Annotated in this window: 18 protein-coding genes; 1 reads left to right on the top strand and 17 read right to left on the bottom strand. The window is 50.7% G+C overall.

Features of this window, described 5'->3' with window-relative positions:
* Nucleotides 1-55: 55 nt before the first annotated feature.
* The 8 genes from fabG to M3212_RS01255 all read right to left on the bottom strand — a co-directional run bounded on the left by fabG (nt 56) and on the right by M3212_RS01255 (nt 8616).
* Nucleotides 56-799 (bottom strand): 3-oxoacyl-[acyl-carrier-protein] reductase, encoded by a 744-nt coding sequence (gene fabG, locus M3212_RS01290; protein ID WP_251192114.1) that lies wholly within the window; start codon nt 797-799, stop codon nt 56-58.
* Entirely contained in the window at nt 799-1749 is a 951-nt protein-coding gene (gene fabD / locus M3212_RS01285; protein WP_251192113.1) for an ACP S-malonyltransferase, read from the bottom strand. Before fabD ends, fabG begins: the two co-directional genes overlap by 1 nt.
* Nucleotides 1749-2753, bottom strand: a complete 1005-nt coding sequence (gene plsX, locus M3212_RS01280; RefSeq protein ID WP_251192112.1) for a phosphate acyltransferase PlsX — start codon at nt 2751-2753, stop codon at nt 1749-1751. Before plsX ends, fabD begins: the two co-directional genes overlap by 1 nt.
* Nucleotides 2737-3330, bottom strand: a complete 594-nt coding sequence (gene fapR, locus M3212_RS01275) for a transcription factor FapR (protein WP_251192111.1) — start codon at nt 3328-3330, stop codon at nt 2737-2739. Before fapR ends, plsX begins: the two co-directional genes overlap by 17 nt.
* A 160-nt stretch (nt 3331-3490) precedes the next feature.
* Nucleotides 3491-5539 carry an ATP-dependent DNA helicase RecG gene (gene recG / locus M3212_RS01270; RefSeq protein ID WP_251192242.1) on the bottom strand — a complete coding sequence of 683 codons (2049 nt, stop codon included), beginning with the start codon at nt 5537-5539 and terminating at the stop codon, nt 3491-3493.
* A 146-nt stretch (nt 5540-5685) separates the two neighbouring features.
* Nucleotides 5686-6537, bottom strand: coding sequence for a DegV family protein (locus tag M3212_RS01265; RefSeq protein WP_251192110.1), 852 nt, complete (start codon nt 6535-6537; stop codon nt 5686-5688).
* Between the two features lie 17 nt (nt 6538-6554).
* Nucleotides 6555-8231, bottom strand: a complete 1677-nt coding sequence (locus M3212_RS01260; RefSeq protein ID WP_251192109.1) for a DAK2 domain-containing protein — start codon at nt 8229-8231, stop codon at nt 6555-6557.
* Between the two features lie 22 nt (nt 8232-8253).
* On the bottom strand, nt 8254-8616 hold the full coding sequence (locus M3212_RS01255; protein WP_251192108.1) for an Asp23/Gls24 family envelope stress response protein: 363 nt from the start codon (nt 8614-8616) through the stop codon (nt 8254-8256).
* A 221-nt stretch (nt 8617-8837) separates the two neighbouring features.
* On the opposite strand from M3212_RS01255, the gene rpmB reads away from it, so the two are divergent.
* Nucleotides 8838-9026 carry a 50S ribosomal protein L28 gene (gene rpmB, locus M3212_RS01250; RefSeq protein WP_251192107.1) on the top strand — a complete coding sequence of 63 codons (189 nt, stop codon included), beginning with the start codon at nt 8838-8840 and terminating at the stop codon, nt 9024-9026.
* Between the two features lie 232 nt (nt 9027-9258).
* Here the strand turns inward: rpmB and spoVM are convergent, their stop codons facing one another.
* The 9 genes from spoVM to coaBC form a co-directional block, all read right to left on the bottom strand.
* On the bottom strand, nt 9259-9339 hold the full coding sequence (gene spoVM, locus M3212_RS01245) for a stage V sporulation protein SpoVM (RefSeq protein ID WP_010898652.1): 81 nt from the start codon (nt 9337-9339) through the stop codon (nt 9259-9261).
* Nucleotides 9340-9978: 639 nt separating this feature from the next.
* Nucleotides 9979-10623 carry a ribulose-phosphate 3-epimerase gene (rpe, locus tag M3212_RS01240; RefSeq protein ID WP_251192106.1) on the bottom strand — a complete coding sequence of 215 codons (645 nt, stop codon included), beginning with the start codon at nt 10621-10623 and terminating at the stop codon, nt 9979-9981.
* Nucleotides 10620-11507: a ribosome small subunit-dependent GTPase A gene (gene rsgA, locus M3212_RS01235; protein WP_251192105.1), complete on the bottom strand. Its 888-nt coding sequence runs from the start codon at nt 11505-11507 to the stop codon at nt 10620-10622. Before rsgA ends, rpe begins: the two co-directional genes overlap by 4 nt.
* A 59-nt stretch (nt 11508-11566) precedes the next feature.
* Entirely contained in the window at nt 11567-13573 is a 2007-nt protein-coding gene (pknB, locus tag M3212_RS01230; protein WP_251192104.1) for a Stk1 family PASTA domain-containing Ser/Thr kinase, read from the bottom strand.
* Nucleotides 13570-14325, bottom strand: a complete 756-nt coding sequence (locus M3212_RS01225) for a Stp1/IreP family PP2C-type Ser/Thr phosphatase (RefSeq protein WP_251192103.1) — start codon at nt 14323-14325, stop codon at nt 13570-13572. Before M3212_RS01225 ends, pknB begins: the two co-directional genes overlap by 4 nt.
* Nucleotides 14326-14409: 84 nt before the next feature.
* Nucleotides 14410-15768, bottom strand: a complete 1359-nt coding sequence (rsmB, locus tag M3212_RS01220) for a 16S rRNA (cytosine(967)-C(5))-methyltransferase RsmB (RefSeq protein WP_251192102.1) — start codon at nt 15766-15768, stop codon at nt 14410-14412.
* A 1-nt stretch (nt 15769) separates the two neighbouring features.
* Nucleotides 15770-16708 (bottom strand): methionyl-tRNA formyltransferase, encoded by a 939-nt coding sequence (gene fmt, locus M3212_RS01215; protein WP_251192101.1) that lies wholly within the window; start codon nt 16706-16708, stop codon nt 15770-15772.
* Nucleotides 16709-16748: 40 nt separating this feature from the next.
* Nucleotides 16749-19148, bottom strand: a complete 2400-nt coding sequence (gene priA, locus M3212_RS01210; protein ID WP_251192100.1) for a primosomal protein N' — start codon at nt 19146-19148, stop codon at nt 16749-16751.
* A complete protein-coding gene (coaBC, locus tag M3212_RS01205; RefSeq protein ID WP_251192099.1) occupies nt 19145-20359 on the bottom strand; it encodes a bifunctional phosphopantothenoylcysteine decarboxylase/phosphopantothenate--cysteine ligase CoaBC in 1215 nt (404 codons plus the stop codon). The genes priA and coaBC overlap by 4 nt, the downstream gene beginning before the upstream one ends.
* Nucleotide 20360 lies beyond the last annotated feature (1 nt).

The raw sequence follows: 20360 nt of genomic DNA, 5'->3' as shown, positions 1-20360 counted from the left end.
TTTACCGATGAACGTCTCATCTGTCAAGCCTTCTCCTTGTACTTTCGTAACGCTTTTACGGCATGACCATGCCGCCATCGACATGCAACGTCTGTCCGGTCATATAATCGGCATCCGGGCTTGCCAGGAAACGGACGACATTAGCAATATGTTCAGGACGACCAAGCGTCGCCAGCGGGATTTGCCCGAGCAGCTGCGCTTTTGTCTCTTCGCCAAGTTCATCGGTCATATCCGTCTCAATAAATCCGGGCGCAACTGCGTTGACGTGAATATTGCGGTTCGACAGTTCACGCGCCAGCGTCTTCGTTAAACCGATCACCCCGGCCTTCGCCGCCACATAGTTCGCCTGCCCGGCATTGCCAAGCACACCGACGACCGATGCGACATTGATAATCCGTCCATAGCGCTGCTTCATCATCTGTCTTGTGACAGCTTTCGCACAATTAAAGACACCCTTTAAATTCGTATCAATCACGTCGTCCCATTCGTCTTCCTTCATTCTCATGATGAGGTTATCGCGGGTAATCCCGGCATTGTTGACGAGAATATCGACGCGGCCGAATGCGGCGATCGCTTCCTTGACCATATTCGTCACCTGCTCCCCGTCGGCGACATTGGCCTGGATCGCGAGTGCATCAACGCCGAGCTCCTTTGCAGCGGCCACGACTTCTTCCGCGCGCGCCTGATTCCCAGCGTAATTAATGACGACATTAGCGCCATTTCGGGCCAATTCCAATGCGGTCGCCTTTCCAATTCCACGGGATGCCCCGGTGACAATCGCTGTTTGTCCTTGCAGCATTATTCGTCCGCCCCCTCTGTTATTTGTTTTACTTTGGCAATCCCTTCACGGTTGCTGACCGCCACCGCCTTTGCCCTTCTTTCTACCTTCCGTACCAATCCGGTTAGGACGTTTCCTGAGCCGACTTCAACAAAGGTGTCGACACCCTGTGCCAATAAAGTCCGAATTGTTTCTTCCCAACGGACGGGAGAATATACCTGCTCTATTAAATTTTGACGGATTTCCGTAGAATCCTGCACAGCCCGCGCACTAACATTGGCGATTATCGGAATGCTGGCGTTGCTGATTTCAAGTTCGTCGAGAACGCCTTCAAGCTTGGCCGCCGCCGGCTTCATTAACGACGAATGAAACGGCCCGCTAACCTGCAGCGGAATCACGCGCTTCGCTCCTGCTTCCTTAGCCTTCGCACCCGCTAATTCGACGCCTTCCGCCGAGCCGGAAATCACGATTTGACCAGGGCAGTTCAGATTCGCCAGCTCAGCCGTCTGACCGCTTTCCACAGAGGCAGCTGTACAAATATCCTCCAGGACTGCCTGCTCCAGACCAAGAATGGCTGCCATCGCCCCTTCGCCGAACGGGACAGCCTCTTCCATAAACAAGCCGCGATTATGGACCGCATAGACAGCGTCCTCGAACGACATTGCTCCGGCCGCCACGAGGGCGCTGTACTCTCCCAGACTGTGACCGGCCACATAATCCGGGCGAATGCCTTCCTCTTCCAGCAGCCGCAGGACGGCGGTGCTCATCGTCACGAGTGCCGGCTGGGTATTTTCCGTGCGTCTGAGCGTCTCTTCCGGACCTTCCAGCATGATGTTTGATAATGAATAGCCGAGCCTGCTGTCGGCGCGCTGAAAAATATCCTGACTGCTCGTTTCTGTCTCCAGTAAGTCCTGTCCCATTCCGACGGCCTGTGAACCCTGACCCGGAAATAAAAAGGCGATTTTCCCCATCATACTCTCTCCTGTTCTTGTCCTAATTTTGCTACTTCATTTTTCATAATCGTCACGACCTGCTGATCAACCATTTCCTTCGCCTGGCGAATCGCATGAAAAACTGCCGTCCGGTCAGACGAACCATGCGCTTTAATGACCGGAGCCTTTAAGCCGTATAAGCCCGCTCCACCGTACTCTGAATAACTGAGCTGCTGATGAATATTTTTAAAGCTGGCGCGCAGGACACCGGCCGCCATTTTATTAAACAGCGAGCTGGTTAATTCTTTTTTCAGCAGTGTAAATAACGTCCCCGCTGTTCCCTCGATTGTTTTTAAGACGAGGTTGCCGGCAAAGCCGTCACAGACCACGACATCGGCGACTCCGTTCAGCAGTTCCCGCGCTTCGACATTGCCGACAAAATGAATATCAGCGGCTTCCAGCAATGGAAACGCTTCTTTCGTCAGCTCATTTCCCTTGCCATTTTCCGTTCCTACATTTAATAAACCGATACGCGGCTGCTTGACCCCCCGTACCATTTGTAAATAGGTATGACCCATGACAGCATACTGCAACAGATGCTCAGGCTTCGCATCCATATTCGCCCCGACATCAAGCAGCAGAAAACCTTGTCCATCAATCGTCGGCAGCATCGGTGCGAGCCCCGGACGGTCAATGCCATTAATTCGTCCGATATGCAGCAACCCGGCTGTCATCAAAGCCCCGGTGTTGCCGGAAGAAATCACCGCATCGGCCCGACCCTCTTTTACTTCGCGGACCGCAAGCACCATCGAGGAATCCTTTTTACGGCGGACGGCGGTTGTCGGCTGGTCCGTGTCTTCAATCTTTTCTTTCGTATGTAAAATGCTGATCTGTGTCTCATCCTCGATATGTTTCTTAATTTCCTCTTCGTCACCAACCAGCACCACTTCTAATTCGGGAAAAGCTTTGATGGCATCCTGACTTGCTTCGACCTGGACCTTCGGAGCATGGTCACCACCCATAGCGTCAATCGCGATTTTCATTCTGTCTCTCTCCTTTTTTGCTCTTTTCATTCGTGCGATACATCACGAACTCCCCAGAGAAAACAAGCTCCTGTTCTACATAGCTTTTGACTTCAACTGTCGTAAAGCCTGAATCACTGCTTCGCACCTGCGCTTTTGCGACTACTCTTTCCCCAGCCTGCACTTGTCTTGTGAAACGAATCGTTGCTTTGGCCGTTAATGCCAATTCATCGTTTATGATGGCCACAGCAAGAGAATTGGCCTGGGCAAACAAATGATGGCCTCTGGCAATTCCACTACGAGAGAAAACATGTTCACTCTTCACATCTAAAATCGAGATCGCTCTTTTGTCCAATTGCAGGTCGACAATTTCCCCAATCACTTCATCAGGCGAAAGCGCCTTAACGTCATCAAGCTGCTGCTTGGCGACATCCTTGATCCGTTCTCTTAATTCCGGGATGGCCAGTTCCATCCGATCAAGACGAATCGTCTGGATACTGACCGCAAACTGCTCGGCCAATGCTTCATCCGTCATAAACGGGTTCGTCTCAAGCGTTTTCTTTAATAATCCTTGGCGTTCCTTCTTTTTTCGTTTCACGGCATGCACCATCCACTTATTATATGACTAGGTACTAAGAGTAGTATATAATTGCTTGCCAATCTTTTCAAGAGCATGGGCAGGCAAAAGCAGCTTTTTCCCTCTTTTCTTGCTGGTCACCAGACCTTGTCCTCGACATTCAAGCAAACCTGTCTTTCTCTTAATCTAGCTTTTCCCCATCAAACACGCCTTGCTCCTCTAAATAGTGGCGTAAGCCGGCAAAGCGCTCCTCCGACCAAAAGTGAGGCGAGTCAAGCAATGTTTTGGCATCCTGCCGCGCCACTTCGAGCGCTCGGTAATCATGGACGACATCAGCCACTTTGAAGTCAGGGAGCCCGCTCTGTTTTGCTCCAAAAAAGTCTCCCGGCCCGCGCAATTCGAGATCACGCTCGGACAGGACAAAGCCATCATTGGTCTCTGTCATAATTCTCATCCGCTCCTTGCCGACCTCTGATTTCGGGTCAGCCAGAAGAATACAATAGGATTGCTGATCACCGCGTCCGACCCGGCCGCGAAGCTGATGAAGCTGGGCCAGTCCAAACCGTTCTGCATCATAGATGACCATCACGGTCGCATTCGGCACATTAACCCCGACTTCAACGACCGTCGTCGAGACAAGAATTTGTACATCATTCTTACTGAAAGCGTCCATCACCGTTTCTTTCTCGTCCGCAGACAGCCGTCCGTGCATCAGCCCGACCTCACATCTCCCCTGGAAGTATTGCTGAAGCAAATGATAAACATCGATCGCGTTTTGCACATCAATTTTATCCGATTCCTCAATCAACGGGCAGATCACATAGGCTTGCCGGCCGGCCTCGACTTCCTTGGCGATAAACTCCAGTACCCGATCCAGCATATCAGGCTTGGCCCAATAGGTTTCAATCGCTTTCCTTCCTGCCGGCATCTCATCGATAATCGAAACATCCATATCGCCGAAGACGGATATCGCCAATGTCCGCGGAATCGGTGTCGCCGTCATAAACAGCACATCCGGATTTTCCCCTTTGCTGCGCAGAATCCGGCGTTGCTCGACTCCGAAACGATGCTGTTCATCGGTGATGACCAGACCGAGATTATGAAAGCGGACATCCTCTTGAATAAGCGCATGGGTGCCAACGACAATCTCCACCTCTCCTGCTTCGATTGCCGCCTGCCGCTCCTGACGCTTTTTCCCTTTGACAGAACCGGCTAAAAGCTCTACGCGAATGCCGAGCGGCTCAAACAGAGCTTTCATTGAGCCGACGTGCTGCTCTGCCAGAATTTCCGTCGGAACCATCAGGGCCGCTTGATAGCCGGCTTCAATCGCGGCATACATGCAAATTGCGGCGACGACGGTTTTCCCCGAGCCGACATCCCCCTGCAATAGGCGGTTCATCCGATAGGGAGACGAAAGGTCGGCAAGAACCTCGTCGACAGCTTTTTGCTGGGCATTCGTCAGCGGAAATGGCAGCTGACGAATAAAGGATTTGACCTTTTCAGTCGCAATCACAATTTCGCGGCCCTCCCCCTGCTCACGATTCGCTTTTTTAAATGCCTGCATTTTAAGCTGAAAACATAGAAACTCTTCATACACCATTCTGCGGCGCGCGTGCTTCATCGCCTCGCCGTCATCGGGAAAATGAAGGGCTTTTACCGCATCAGCCTTCGGCGGAAGCTTATAGGCATTGCGCTGCTCTGCCGGTATCAGCTCCGGTAAATAGCCGCCGAATTGAACGAGCGCTTGCTTGATATACTTGCGAATCGCCTTCGTCGTTAAACTGCCGGACACGGAATAAATCGGCATAATCGTTTCATCCCGCTCGACTTTTCCTTGACGCAGTTCGCTGCCGGCAATCGTCATCCGGTGCTGATCCCATTTTCCTGTGACGGTCACCTCTTCTCCCGGACGAATTTGATTTTTTAAAAAAGCACGGTTAAAAAAAGCGACGGTCACGAGCACCTGATTGACGAGAAGGCGAAAGGTCAGACGGTTTTTCTTTTTCCCGTAATAGCGGATAGACGGTTCACTTTGCACGCGTCCGACGACCGTCACCCGTTCCTCATGCTTGACGTCATGAATATCCTTATGCTTGTAATCTTCATAGCGAAACGGAAAGTGATGAAGCAAATCTTCCACCGTATAAATCCGGAGTCCTTCGAGCAGTTTAGCTGTTTCTTCGCCAATTCCTTTCACAGCCGTGACCGGCTGTTTACACATCTGATTCATTTTTTTCTGTAGCGACACCCGTTATTTCAACCCTGTCCAGTGTCGCGGCCCTCCTTTCCTCACGCCGTCTCCAACTGATACACGCAGTAAAAAAAGCCAGAAGCGAGGCTATGGTGTCGCTTCTGACCTTGCACATGGTAAGGCGGCTAGGCTTTTGTCATCGTAATTGCAATCGTCCCTGGACCGACATGTGCGCCGATCACGGCGCCAATGGCTGTAATAACCGTTGATTCAACCGTAAACTCCTGCTTGAGCCTCTCTTCCATCTCGTTAGCGAGCGACGGATTGACCGCGTGGGAAATCCCAAGATGTACCGGTGCTGATCCATATTGATCCTTCAATAGTTCGACCAGTCGGCTGACCGCTTTTTTCTGCCCGCGCGCCTTTTCGGACGAATAAACCTCTCCTTCTGCCGTCAGCGAGAGAATCGGCTTAATTTTCAACATAGAGCCAAGAAGGGCAGACGCTTTGCCGATCCGGCCATTCTTTTGTAAATAGTCCAATGTATCGACAAGAAACAAGACGGTCGTCTCTTTAAGTAATTGATCAATCCTTGCGAGACACTCTTCCTTCGTTTTCCCGGCCTGGACCATTTTCGCCACTTCGACGACGATGATTCCGACCGCGTATGACGCTCTCTTCGAATCAATAACCGTAATCGCCTGCTCCGCTTCCATTGACTGCACCGCGATCGTAGCCGCCTGATACGTTCCGCTCAGCTTGGAGGATAAGTGGATCGACAAAATGTCGGTATTGTCCTCAAGCAAAGAACGATACACTTCCTCAAATTGATAAGGGGTTGGCTGGGACGTCGAAGGAATAACCTGCCGCTGCCCGACCTTGCTATAAAACTGCTCCGCTGATAAATCAACGCCATCCTGATATGTTTCTTCCTCTGAAAAGATGACATTTAACGGAACTACCGTGATATTCAGTTCTTCAGCCAGCTCTCGCGGAATATCCGCCGTACTATCTGTCACAATCGTTACTTTCGCCATCCTTTTCCCTCCTCCGTTTACTCTACAGAGATGATATAGGAGTATAGCGGCTGATCGCCGACATGGGCATCCACCTCAAGCTCCGGATAATGCTCTTCGAGGTACGCAACGAGCTCCTCCGTTTGCGCCGAAGTGACGTCCTCACCTTGAAGCAGCGTCACGATTTCGCTCTCCTCTGTAATCATCTTCGCTAACAGCTCCTTCGTTACATCAAGCATATCCGCGCCGGAGCTGACAATTTTCTTCTCAATGATCCCCATGAAATCATCCTTTTTGATTGTGACACCGTCAATCGCCGTATCGCGGACGGCAAAGGTTACTTGTCCAGAGGTGACAACGGACATCGCTTCCTCCATATTCGCCGCATTTTCCGCCAGCCCCTGGGCCGGATTAAAGGCCAGCAATGCCGACAGCCCTTGCGGAACCGTCTTAGATGCAACGACCACCGCATTGACATCCGCGACTTTTGCAGCCTGATCGGCCGCCATCACAATATTGCCGTTGTTCGGCAGGATGATAACGTTTTCGGCATGAACCTCCTCAATCGCCTTGACGATGTCCTCCGTGCTCGGATTCATAGTTTGTCCACCGGAAATGACGACGCCGGCTCCAAGCCCTTTAAACAATTTCGCCACCCCTTCACCCATCGATACGGTGACAATACCAAATTCACTTTTTTCCTGTTTTGGCGCAGGCTCCGTCCCGTAAACAGCCTTTGTTTCATCAAGCAGATGGGTGTGCTGCTCGCGCATATTTTCAATCTTAATATTGATTAGTTCACCGAAGCGCTGCGCTTTGGTTAACACTTCTCCAGGCTGTTCGGCATGGATATGGACCTTCAGCAAATTCTCGTCCGAGACAACGAGCAGAGAATCTCCGAGCATGCTTAACTCCTGGCGGAAGGCGCCCTCATCAAATGGCGAGCCGGACAGCTTTTCTTCGTCAAAGCGGACCATCACCTCTGTACAGAAGCCAAACTCAATATCCTCTGTCGCAATATGACTTTGGGCATGATGATGCTCAACCTTGACCAAATCCTCCATGGAAGGAGCTTCGATCACCTCATCAGAAAGCTTCTCTCCCGTTAGCACGGCGAGAAAGCCTTCATAAATATAAACGAGTCCTTGTCCGCCTGAGTCAACGACTCCGACCTCTTTTAACACCGGGAGCAGGTCTGGTGTCCGCTGAAGCGATGCTTTCGCTTCCTTGACCGTTTCAGCCGCCACTTCCACCAGCGTTGTATCTTTGTGCGCGACCTTCTTCGCCTGTCTGGCCGCATCCTTCGCCACGGTCAAGATCGTCCCCTCAACAGGCTTCATAACAGCTTTGTAGGCTGTCTCCACTCCTTTTTCCAACGCTTTTGCAAAATCGATTGCTGTAATCTGCTTCTTCCCTTCTATTTGTTTGGAGAAGCCACGGAAGAGCTGTGATAAAATCACGCCTGAATTTCCTCTTGCTCCCATCAGCAGTCCCTTTGCAAAAGCAGCAGCTACCTTGCTCGCGTCATCCTGAACATGCTGCTTCACTTCCTTTACTCCTGATGTAATTGAGAGGTTCATATTAGTTCCTGTGTCCCCGTCGGGTACAGGAAACACATTTAATGAGTCAACCACTTTTACATGCCTTGACAGATTGGATGCTCCCTCAATAAACATTTGAGCGAGCATCTTTCCTTCTAATTGTGTTATTGCCACGAATAGTTCCTCCTCACTGCCACTACGGATTCGTGACGCGGACTCCTTGAACGAAGATGTTCACGGAATCAACATCAAGCCCTAACATTTGTTCTAACTGATACTTCACTTTTGTTTGAACGTTATAAGCCACTTCAGAAATCTTCGTCCCATAGCTTACGATAATATACATATCGATATGAATCTCGTCGTCTTCTTCCCGAATTACGACACCACGACGAAAGTTTTCCTTCCCTAATAAATCTGTAATGCCATCTTTAATTTGTTTTTGTGAAGCCATTCCAATAATACCATAGCAGTCAATTGCCGCTCCGCCTGCAATCGTGGCAACGACGTCTCGTGAAACATCGACAAGACCAAGCTGGGTTCTCATTTCAATTGCCATATCAATTCCTCCTTCAATAAGCACAAACTGCATGCGTTATCGCCATTTTACTATAACATATCTCAATTTAAAAGCGGTTTCCCATCATTCCACTGTCAAGCCAGTTTACTTGATAAACTTTCCTCCAGACTCTTGCAATCTCCGGGGTGCTATGCTACTATATCTAAGTATGATTTCGAGAGTGGATCGTATTGGACTGTCGGATAAGGAGGTGCATCGAATTGGCACGTAAATGTTACATTACAGGTAAACAAGCTCGCAGCGGCAACAAGCGTTCACACGCACTGAATAAAACAAAACGCCGTTGGGGTGCTAACGTTCAAAAAGTACGCATTTTAGTTGACGGAAAGCCAAAGCGTGTTTATGTATCTACACGCGCACTTAAATCAGGTAAAGTAGAACGTGTTTAATCCGGGCCTGTCTTAAAAAGCCGCTTTTTCTTTTTAAGACAGCCCGTTCTGCGTTACCGTGCTGCAGTGGCTCCGTTCATTGCTTAGAGGGTGGCCTAAAAGCTTTTTCGCTTTTAGGCCACCCTCTTTTTACTAGAGATCGGTCTTTACCCGCTCCGACCATTGCTTTGGGGCGTCTCAAAAGGTTTAAAACGAACCTTTGACACACCCCTGTTGAGCCATGAATGCTCCATTACCCCTTTTTGAACGAATTCAATACCGCTCTGACAACTCCACCCAGAAATTTAGGCAGCTTGATCGTGTAGAATTTCATAGCTCCTCCTCCTCAACGTGAATAGCCCGGAGAATCGTTAACATGACTCACGACCAGAGGGCTTCATGTGGCTACATACTCACTCGCATCAACTTATTCATGAAGGATAATGATTAGTGCTCTTTTTAACTAATATATGCAAAACTGATAAACTATTCCTCTTTTTTATTGTTTCACTGCACTTCCTCATATTAGTGACCATCATCCTTGTCTTCTTACCTTTATGTTATGCCTTCCTCCTCAATATATGTCATAAGAATGTTGCATGTGCGCATTGGGCGGATGTTTCATAAAAAGGATGGAACGGGGCTTGTTTCCAAAGGGCGTTTTTCAATGCGTTTGACGTTTATGAAGGAGAGATCCGACGCTCCTGAAATAGACTTCGCTTTCGTTGGTGTTTTGTTCAAGATTTCAAGGACATATCTTAGTGATGCTCGGTGTATGTGACGATTTCTAAGCTGGTCGGCCTCCCTACCCTTCGACGATAAACAGAGCTAGAGGCTGGGCAAAAGGTAAAAAAACAACCTTTTGTCCCAGCCTCAATGCGTAAACTCACGTGTCACGTTCGATAATTTTTCAAATCTATTTTTTTCGAGCAGGTCGGGCAAAAATGAAAGACTTCCTTTTCATCCTCTGTCCCTATCCACGAATCGCAGCAATGGCCGCGGCGCGGTCCTGCTTGTTATAAATCGCTGAGCCGGCGACCAATACGTTAGCACCCGCAGCGATACAGCGCTTCGCCGTTTCCTGGTTGACGCCGCCATCCACTTCAATTTCGACATCCAGCCCCTGCTCATTAACGAGCGCGGCAACCTGCTCAATTTTCGGCAGGACTGATTCAATAAAGCTTTGACCGCCAAAGCCCGGATTGACCGTCATTAACAGCACTAAATCGAGGTCGGGCAAAACTTGTTCAATCATCGCGACAGGAGTAGCCGGATTTAACACAACCCCTGCTTTTTTACCCTGCTCTTTAATCAGATGAACCGTCCGGTGCAGATGGGGACATGCTTCGGCATGCACAGAAATAATATCCGCTCCCGCCTTGGCAAACTGCGGAATATACAGATCAGGGTTTTCAATCATTAAATGGACATCAAGCGGAAGCCTGGTGACGGGCCGGAGCGCGTCGACAATTAACGGGCCGATCGTAATATTCGGGACGAAATGTCCATCCATAACATCAACATGAATATAATCGGCACCACCTTGTTCAACTTCCTTTACTTCTTGCCCCAATTTTGCAAAATTGGCTGACAGTATCGAGGGGGCAATCTTTATCATGAATCATACCTCCGTTTTTGATTTTTAATTTCCTCTAAAAATTGTTGATAGTGCTTATATCTTGATTCCTCAATCTCTCCTGCCTCCACCGCTTCTTTCACCGCGCAGCCCGGCTCGGCGGTGTGCGTACACCCTCTGAATTTGCAGTCTGCGGCGCGCTCCTCCATTTCCGGAAAGCAGGGCGCTAAATCCTGCATGTCCATCCCGGTAAAATCAAGCGAGCTAAAGCCGGGAGTGTCAGCAACGAGCCCCTCACCGATTGAAAGCAGCTCGACATGTCTGGTTGTGTGCTTTCCGCGGCCGAGATGAGTTGAGATATGATTCGTTTCAATATTAAGTCCCGGCTGAAGACTGTTCAGCAGGGAAGACTTGCCGACGCCGGATTGTCCGGCGACGACACTGACCTTTTTGGCGATATAGGGAAACAGGGCTTCCATTTTATTCATTTCAACCGTCGAAGACAGCAGGACGGGATAGCCGATTTGCTCATAGCGCTTCTTTACCTGCTCCATCTTCTGCTTCAGAGCAGCATCGGCTAAATCCATCTTGCTAATGACGATTAACGGCTCGATCCGGTTGACTTCAATATGAACGAGAAAGCGGTCCAGCAGCAGCGGACTGAAATCGGGCTCAATCGCTGAGAAGACAAGAATGGCCTGATCAATATTCGCGATAGGCGGCCGTATGAGCTCATTTTTCCGCGGGAACACGTCAAGAATATAGCCGTCAGTCCGGTTCTCTGCCTCAAATTCGACCTCATCTCCAACAAGTGGTTTAATTTGCCGCTTCCGGAAATTGCCTCGGCCCCGGCATTGAAACAGCCCTTCCTCATTTCGAACATAATAAAATCCGCTTAATGCTTTCACAATCATTCCTTTTGCCACTGAACCTGAATTCCTCCTTCATTTGCTGTACCTTTCATTTACATTGAGACAGCGCTGGTTTATTCGTACGTGTATTGTCTCGATGTATGAATTTGCTGCCCATTGGCGTACACTTCGAACGAGCCACCCTGGGAAGGGCTGACGCGAAGAGGCACGGCATAGTGCTTCGTTTCCTGAATGGTCTCCTCGACAAACACTTGATCTTCCCCGTTCGTTGTCGCATCGCGGTAGACTATGCGAATCTCAAAAGTCTTCCCAGCTTCCTGGTCTTCCTCTGTCACGACAACCTCCTGGTTCACTTCAAACAGGCGCGTCGGTTCCTCTTCCTCCTGCGGCGGTTCAGGTGCCCGCTCCGGCTCTCGTCCCTGCGAAAGCACAATCGTGACTTCATCACCCGGCTTCAGCATCGTATAAGGACCCGGCGTTTGACTAATGACTTCACCGGCAGCGACTGACGCATGGTACTGCGACTGGAAGCGGCCGACTAAGCCCGTTGATTCAAAATAGGAGCGAACCGCCTCCTCCCGCTCACCGACAAGGTTGCGCAGGCGGATTTCCGACTCGACGCTGTACGTTAAATAAATCGTCGTTTCCTCCGCAATCACTCGCTCGCCTTCTTCCGGTCGTTGGGCGAGAACAATACCCGGCGGCTGTTCATTCGTCTCCTGCTCAATTTTTTCGATTGTGAAGTCCAGATCGGTTAGCAGCTGCTCCGCCCGCTCAATCGGCAGGCCGACATAATTATCAAGCTCCACTTCCTCGACGCCGAGGCTGACAAACAGTGTGACGGTCGCATTTTCCTTGACGACCGATCCAGATTGTGGGTTTTGCCTTACGACATGATCGCGCGGAATTGTATTATCCTCGATATCCTCCCGTTCGACAGTCAAATTCCATTGACTTAGCTCCTGCTCGGCCTCTTCAAAAGGCAGCTCCGTCACATCAGGCACCTGCACTTCAGCGACACGGAACAGGCTCGGCAATACGGTAAAGGCAGCAGCGACCGCCCCGGCAAGCAAAGCGAAGGCAATAATCAGAACGATCAGCCATTTGCGTTTTCGTTTCTTTTTTGGCTCCTTACTTGCTGGAGGGATCGTCGCTTCGTCATCATGTTGTCCGGTTTTCACCGGCGGTGCTTCCACCGTCTTTTCCAGATCCTTCTCATCCGGAATGTCGCGAATGATCGGAATCGCTTTTGTTGCTTCCTCATCTACCTTTGTTTCCTGAAGCGGTGCTTCATTGATCCGCTCGGGAGACAGGGCGGTCGCGATATCCTCTTCCATATCATGGACCGTTTCATAGCGTTTCAGCGGATCCTTCATCGTTGCTTTGCAAATAATGTTCTCGATACTTTGCGGCAGGGAGGCAATCACCTTTTTTGCCGGAGGTACATCATTTTGCAAATGCTTAATCGCGATAGACACCGCCGTATCACCTGAGAATGGAAGAAGCCCTGTCACCATTTCATAGAGGACGATTCCTAATGAATAAATGTCAGATTTATACGTGACATGCCCGCCGCGTGCCTGCTCCGGTGACAGGTAGTGAACCGAACCCATCACCGAATTTGTATGCGTGATCGTCGCCGCGGATATCGCTCTGGCAATTCCGAAATCCGTCACTTTTAATGTGCCGTCATGGCTAATTAAAATATTGTGCGGTTTAATATCCCGGTGAATAAAATGATTGGCGTGGGCGTGGGCAATCGCCGCAAGCATCTGTTCCATATAATCAACGGCTTCTTCAACCGGGAGCGGACCATTTGACTGAATCAGCTCTTTTAATGTCTGGCCTTCGACATACTCCATCACAATATAATAAATATTACCTTCCTCACCAACGTCAAAAATATTGACAACATTCGGGTGGGCAAGGCTCGTTGCCGCCTGAGCTTCCCGACGAAAACGCTTGATGAACTGCTCATCATCAGAAAACTGCGGCTGAAGAACTTTCACGGCGACAAAGCGGTCCAGTATGACATCAAGCGCCTTGTAAACATTGGCCATGCCGCCTCCACCGATGGCTTCCAGTATTTGATAACGACCACTAATACGTTGCCCGATCATGCCTCGTTCTCCTCAATAGAAGGCGATGGGTAATCGACAAGCGCCACGGTGATATTGTCTTCTCCCCCGCGTTCGTTCGCAATTGCAATCAACCGGTTGGCGATCTCATCAATCGGCTCTTCGCTTTGCACATAGGAACGAAGCTCTTCCTCGGTTACTTTATTGGAAAGCCCGTCGGAGCATAATAGAATTCGCTGCTGTTCCTCCACCTGAAGAGTCACGACATCAATCTCGATTTCCTCTTCTGTACCAAGGGCGCGCAAGAGCACATTTTTTCGTGGATGATCTTCCGCTTCCGCTTCGGTCAGTTGGCCTTTACGTACCAATTCCTGGACAAGTGAATGGTCGGCTGTTTTTTGTTGAAAGCCTAGCTGATTGCTAATATAGGCGCGCGAATCACCGATATGGGCAATCGTGACAAATTCCTCGGTACAGACTGCGATGACAAGCGTTGTCCCCATTCCCTGACAGTCTTCATAGGTCTGCGCATGACGGTACAGGCGCTCATTCAGCTCCAAACATTGCTCATGTACCCACTTTTCCACTTCAGCAGCGGAAGAAAATGCCATATTCTTTTCCCATACGGAGTGGAAGTAGTCGGTGGCCATCGAACTGGCGACATCCCCTGCCCGGTGCCCTCCCATTCCATCGGCGACGATTGCTAAAATCCCGGTTTCGTTTTTAAAAACTCCGCCGCTATCTTCATTATGAGGCCTGCTTTTGCCAACATCCGTTCGAAACGTAAAATCCATAAACGCTCACCCCGTTTCTTCTTTTTACCTCTGTTCTATCATACAGCCTGCTTTCAGGCGAAATGACGAAATCATTCTTCCTCATTATTGGACAGGCGGGCGCTTGCGTAAACGCGAAATAAAAAACCCGTCGGTTTGAAAATCTGAAGGGAGAATCGTCACATAGCCATTACGGTATCGTCCACCGTCCACTACGCGCTGCGGCAATCGTTCAGATAAGGAAGAATCCAGCTGAAAATCAGGATGAGCCGCTAAAAAGTGCTGGAGCTGCTCTTCATTTTCCTCTTTTTCAATCGTGCATGTACTGTAAACAAGCGTCCCTCCGCTTTTGACGAGCGGGGCGACAGCCGATAAGATTTCGGCTTGTACGGCTTTGATCTTCCCAATATCCTCTTCTTTTTTCGTCCATTTAATATCAGGCTTACGTCGAATAACGCCCAGCCCTGTACACGGTGCATCAACGAGTACACAATCAAATTGCTCCGGACCGGTCCGTTGCCCCAGCACCCGCGCATCACAGGGCTCCGCTTGAATCGAGCTTAGTCCGAGGCGAGTGGCCTGTTCGCGGATCAGCTTCACTTTGTGCTCGTGCAAATCATAGGCAAAGACGGTTCCTTCATTATTCATTTGTTCGGCAAGATGGGTCGACTTTCCTCCCGGAGCCGCGCAGGCATCTAGAACCTTCATTCCCGGCGCAGCGCCGACAGCTGCGGCGACAAGCATCGAGCTTTCATCCTGAATCGTGATATGCCCTTCTTCGTAAAGAGAGCTGGTGAACACATTCCCCTTTTCGATCACTAACGCATCGGGAGCGAGATCGCCTGCTCTCACCTCAAGTCCTTCTGCCTCAAGCCGGCTTACCACTTCGGCGACAGTCGTTCGCACCCGGTTGACTCTGACCGTGACAGCAGGCGGCCGCAGGCTCGTCTCACACATCTTTCTCGTTTCTTCATAGCCATACTGGCTTTCCCAGCGCCGAACGAGCCATAACGGAAAGCTCGTTTCCAAAGCAAGCCGCTCAAGCGGCTCTTTGATAACAGACAGCTCCGGTACTCCCTGGCGCAAAAAGGAGCGCAGCACGCCATTGACCATTCCGCTGATTCCACGGTGTCCTCTTTTTTTGGCGATTGTGACCGCTTCATGAACGACGGCCCGTTCCGGGATCCGGTCAAGATAGACGATCTGATAAATTGAAAGCCTAAGCAGCACCTTGACCCAGTCATCAAGCGAGTTGACCCCTTTTTTGACAAAGGGCTGCAAATAATAATCGAGCGTATCTCTTCGTTGAATCGTCCCGTAGACGATTTCAGTCAACAGCCCAACATCCCGGCGCTCAAGCTTTGTCCGCTTGACCGTCTGGTTCAGCAGCAAATTGCTGTAAGCCTGATTTTTTTCAATTTGAAGCAGCACTTCCAATGCCACCTCGCGAATCGTTTTGTTCATCTCATTCTCCTAGCTTCATTCCGATTGTTAAATGAGCCCCCGCGCCTCTGATAAAAGATTCGGCCGGCATTTTTTTCTTCCCTGCAGGCTGCAGCTCGGTTATTTTGAGAGCAACTTCATTTCCGGTTGAAACGACGATTCCGTCTTGCTCAAGCGCGATAATCGTTCCCGGCTCCGCTGCTTGTCCACTCACCTTTTCAGCCTTCCATACTTTCAGCGGTTTTCCTTCGAGCAACGTAAAGGCGACCGGCCAAGGGTGCAGCCCGCGGACGTGGTTGTAAAGCGCTTCGCCCGATTTCGTCCAATCAAGCTGTTCCATGTCGCGCGTAATGTTGCGGGCAAATGTGACTTTGCTTTCATCCTGCTCCTGTGGAGTAAGCTCGCCCTTGACAAGACGCGGCAATGTTTCAAGCAGCAGCTTCGCACCGGCTTCGCTTAGCTTATCATGCATGCTGCCGACATCGTCCTCCTCTTCAATCGGTACGCTCACCTGACTGAGAATCGCGCCGGCATCGAGCTTTTCGACCATGTACATGATCGTTACGCCCGTTTCCTGCTCGCCATCGATAATCGACCGATGAATCGGGGCCCCGCCGCGGTATTTCGGTAAAAGCGAAGCGTGGACATTAATGCAGCCATACGGCGGAGCATCGAGCAGCGCTTTCGGCAACAGCTGGCCAAAGGCAGCCGTCACAATCAAATCCGGTTCGTAAGCCAGCACTTCCGCCAGCTGACCGGGCTCTGATACCTTCGTCGGCTGCAAAACCGGAATGCCGTGTTTTTCCGCCTCGCGTTTAACCGGCGGCGGCGTCAGAACGCGCTTGCGGCCAACCGGGCGATCCGGCTGGGTCACGGCGGCAACCACTTCGTAGCCGTGGTCAAGCAGCTGACTTAAAACCGGTACCGAAAAATCCGGCGTTCCCATAAACATGATCTTCATAGTTGGTTCCTGCCTTTCTTTTCAAACACTGTTCCTTTCCTTACGCGAACAGATAAGGGTGCATGTCAATCGACACTTGCAAGTGCCCCTGATTGATGTCACGCATGAAATGCTGCTGGATTTCCCGCAGCGTTTGCCGTAACTCTGGTTCATTCCTGTATTTTATCATGCATTGATAGCGATATCTATCTTTTATCCGCGCCAGAGGGGAGGCGACGGGACCGAGCACGATCGTCTCGTCTGCCAGCTCCCGTTTCAGAAAGGCGACGATTTTTTCCGTGACATCGATCACCTTCGTGATTTCCGGATGAGAAACATTAATCAGCACAATAAAGACATACGGAGGATACAGCCCCTGTCTGCGGTGAACCATTTCCACCTGAAAGAAATGCTCGTAATCATGAGCTTTTACATGCTCAATGCTGTAATGGTCCGGAGTATAGGATTGAATGACGACTTCCCCTTCCAAATCGTGGCGTCCCGCGCGGCCACTGACCTGCTCAAGCAATTGAAACGTTCGTTCCGCCGAGCGAAAATCAGGGATATGCAGCATCGCATCGGCCGCCAATACGCCAACGAGCGTAATTCGTGGAAAGTCCAGCCCTTTCGCGACCATTTGCGTACCGAGCAAAATATCAGCCTCTCCCCGGCCAAAAGCGGACAGCAGCCGCTCATGTGACCCTTTTCTTCTCGTCGTATCGATATCCATCCGAATGACGCGGGCCTCCGGTAAAACCTTCGCCAGCTCTTCCTCGACCTTCTGTGTACCCGAACCGAAGAAACGGATATGTTCACTGCCGCATGAGACGCATGTTTGCGGCATTCTCTCCTCATGCCCGCAATAATGGCATTTTAACGCGTGCTGACTGCGATGGTAGGTCAGCGAAATGTCACAATGCTCACATGTCGCGACATAGCCGCAGTCGCGGCACATCACAAATGTCGAATAACCTCTGCGGTTTAAAAGAAGGACACACTGCTCTTTTTTCGCAAGCCGGTCCTTCAATGCTTCAAGCAGCCGGACGGAAAACATCGAACGGTTGCCGCGGCGCAGCTCCTCGCGCATATCGACAATTTCGACCTCAGGCATCGCCCGGCTGTGAACCCGTTCGGTTAACGGCAGGAGATGATACACTTGCTTCTGCGCCCGCGCGTATGACTCAAGCGATGGCGTCGCACTTCCCAAAATGACCGGGCAATTGTAATAGTGTCCGCGGAAAATCGCGACATCGCGGGCGTGATAGCGCGGGTTTTCTTCCTGCTTGTAGCTCGTTTCATGCTCTTCATCGATAATAATGATACCGACATTCGTAAAGGGGGCAAACATCGCCGACCGGGCACCGACGACGACCTGAACCTCCCGACGCTGGATTTTGCGCCATTCATCGTATTTTTCGCCGACGGAAAGGGCGGAATGCAACAGGGCGACCTTCGAACCGAAGCGGCCTTTGAACCGTTGAACCATTTGCGGTGTAAGTGAAATTTCCGGGACGAGGACGATCGCTTCTTTTCCCTGTTTCAGTGCATGATCGATCGCCTGCAAATAAATTTCTGTTTTGCCGCTTCCGGTAACCCCGTGCAGCAGAAATGTTTCATGCCGCTCTTCATCGAGCGATGAAAGAATCGGCCGGATGACAGCAGACTGCTTTTCCGTCAGCTGCAAAGGCTCTGTCCGCTCGTACTCGACATGAGCGAGCGGATCGCGGTACACTTCCTGCTCGCTTTCCTGCAAATACCCTTTATCAAGCAGCGCTTTCACTGTCTGTCTCGTTGTTTGTCCTTCTGCCAGCACTCTGGCCATGGAAAGCGGGCCGGATTGCCGCTCCATAAATGCAAGCAGCTCAGCCTGCTTGAGCGCCCGCTTTGGCAATGGCTCAAGCTCTTCGTAATTGGCGGCAAGCTGAAGATAGCGTTCGGTTTTTTTCCGTCCTTTTTCCTCGACTTGATAATGAACCTCGATTTGTCCTGCTTTAATCGCCCGCTGCAGCTCCTTCGCCAGCGCTTTATTTTGTCCGACCGCCTCGGTCCAGGCAATGACGCTCTGTTCCTGAAACAGCGGCCGCAGTGCCGGTGCCAGCTGAGGGAGTTCATCCGCAAGCTTTAGTTCCTTTTTGACCTTCGTCCGCAGCGCCGCCGGAATCATCAGCTGGTAGGCCGACACCTTAAAGCAGAGCGTTTGCTCTGACAGCCAGCTGCCGAGCGCGAGCAGCTCCGTTGTCAAAACCGGGGTCGCATCGAGCAAATCAAAAATCGGCTTCGGCTTTTCAACGGTTGTCGTCTCCACCAGCCCGATCACAAAGCCTTGAATTTTGCGGGGACCGAACGGCACAACGACTCTCATCCCAGGCTCGATCACTCCCTCCCATTCTGCCGGAATCAAATAATCAAACACGCGATCCGTTTGCGAGCTTGGCACATCGACAATAATTTGGGCAATCATGACCGCGCTTGCCTTTTCATGTAGTCAAGCAGTTCATCGAAAATCCGCCGGGCTGCTTCCTGCTTCGACAGCAGCGGATATTGCTTCGTTTCGCCGTCACGGGTAAGAATCGTTATAATATTCGTATCTCCCTTAAAGCCCGCTCCGCTGGCAGAAATATCATTGGCGACAATCAGATCAAGGTTTTTCGACTCCAACTTCTTGGCCGCATACTGCTCAACCTTTTCCGATTCAGCGGCGAAGCCGACGAGCAGCTGAGAGTGTTTTTGCTCTCCCAATGTTTTCAGGATATCGATCGTCCGCTCCATTTCAATCGCCCATTGACCGGGCTGCTTTTTGCGCTTCTCTGTAAATACTTCCTTCGGCCGGTAATCAGCTACGGCCGCGGTTTTAATAACGATATCGGCATCGGCAAACCGGTCGATGACCGCCTCATACATCTCCTGCGCCGTTTCAACCGCCACCCGTTTAACGCCCTTTGGACAAGGAAGCGTCGTTGGACCCGATATTAATACGACATCAGCACCTTCCCGCTGCGCTTGTTCGGCAATCGCATAGCCCATTTTCCCTGAGGAATGGTTCGTAAAATAACGGACCGGATCAATTTTTTCCTGCGTTGGACCGGCAGTGACCAGCACTTTCTTTCCTTTAAGGCGCGGTTGTTCGAGCATCGCAAAATGGTTGTCGAGTACTTCGAGAAAAACATCCGGCTCCGCCATTCTGCCGCGGCCTGTCCAGCCACAGGCCAAATAGCCGGCTTCGCCTTCAATGAGACGATACCCGTCCTTTTGCAGCGTTTCCAAATTGCGTCTCACAGCCGGGTGCTCATACATATTGACATTCATCGCCGGTGCGAGATAAACAGGAGCCTTCGTTGCCAGTAAGGTTGTCGTCACGATATCATCGGCGAGCCCCTGGGCCAGCTTAGCGATCACATTGGCCGTTGCCGGCGCGATCACAACGACATCGGCCCAATCAGCAATGTCGATGTGAGCGATTTTTTCCGGATCTGGTTCCTGAAACGTATCAAGATAAACCGGCTGACGTGACAGAGCCTGAAAGGTTAATGGCGTGACGAATTCCTGAGCGGATTTCGTCATCATTACCTTCACCTCGGCACCCGCCTGAACGAGCTTGCTCGTCAGCGCAGCTGCCTTAAAAGCGGCAATTCCTCCACTTACCGCAAGTACTATCTTTTTCCCTTTAAGCATA

Source organism: Halalkalibacter oceani (assembly GCF_023715705.1).
Taxonomy (GTDB): domain Bacteria; phylum Bacillota; class Bacilli; order Bacillales; family Bacillaceae_D; genus Halalkalibacter; species Halalkalibacter oceani_A.
Note: the sequence above shows the minus strand (reverse complement) of the source record. Positions and strands in the feature narration are given on the sequence as shown.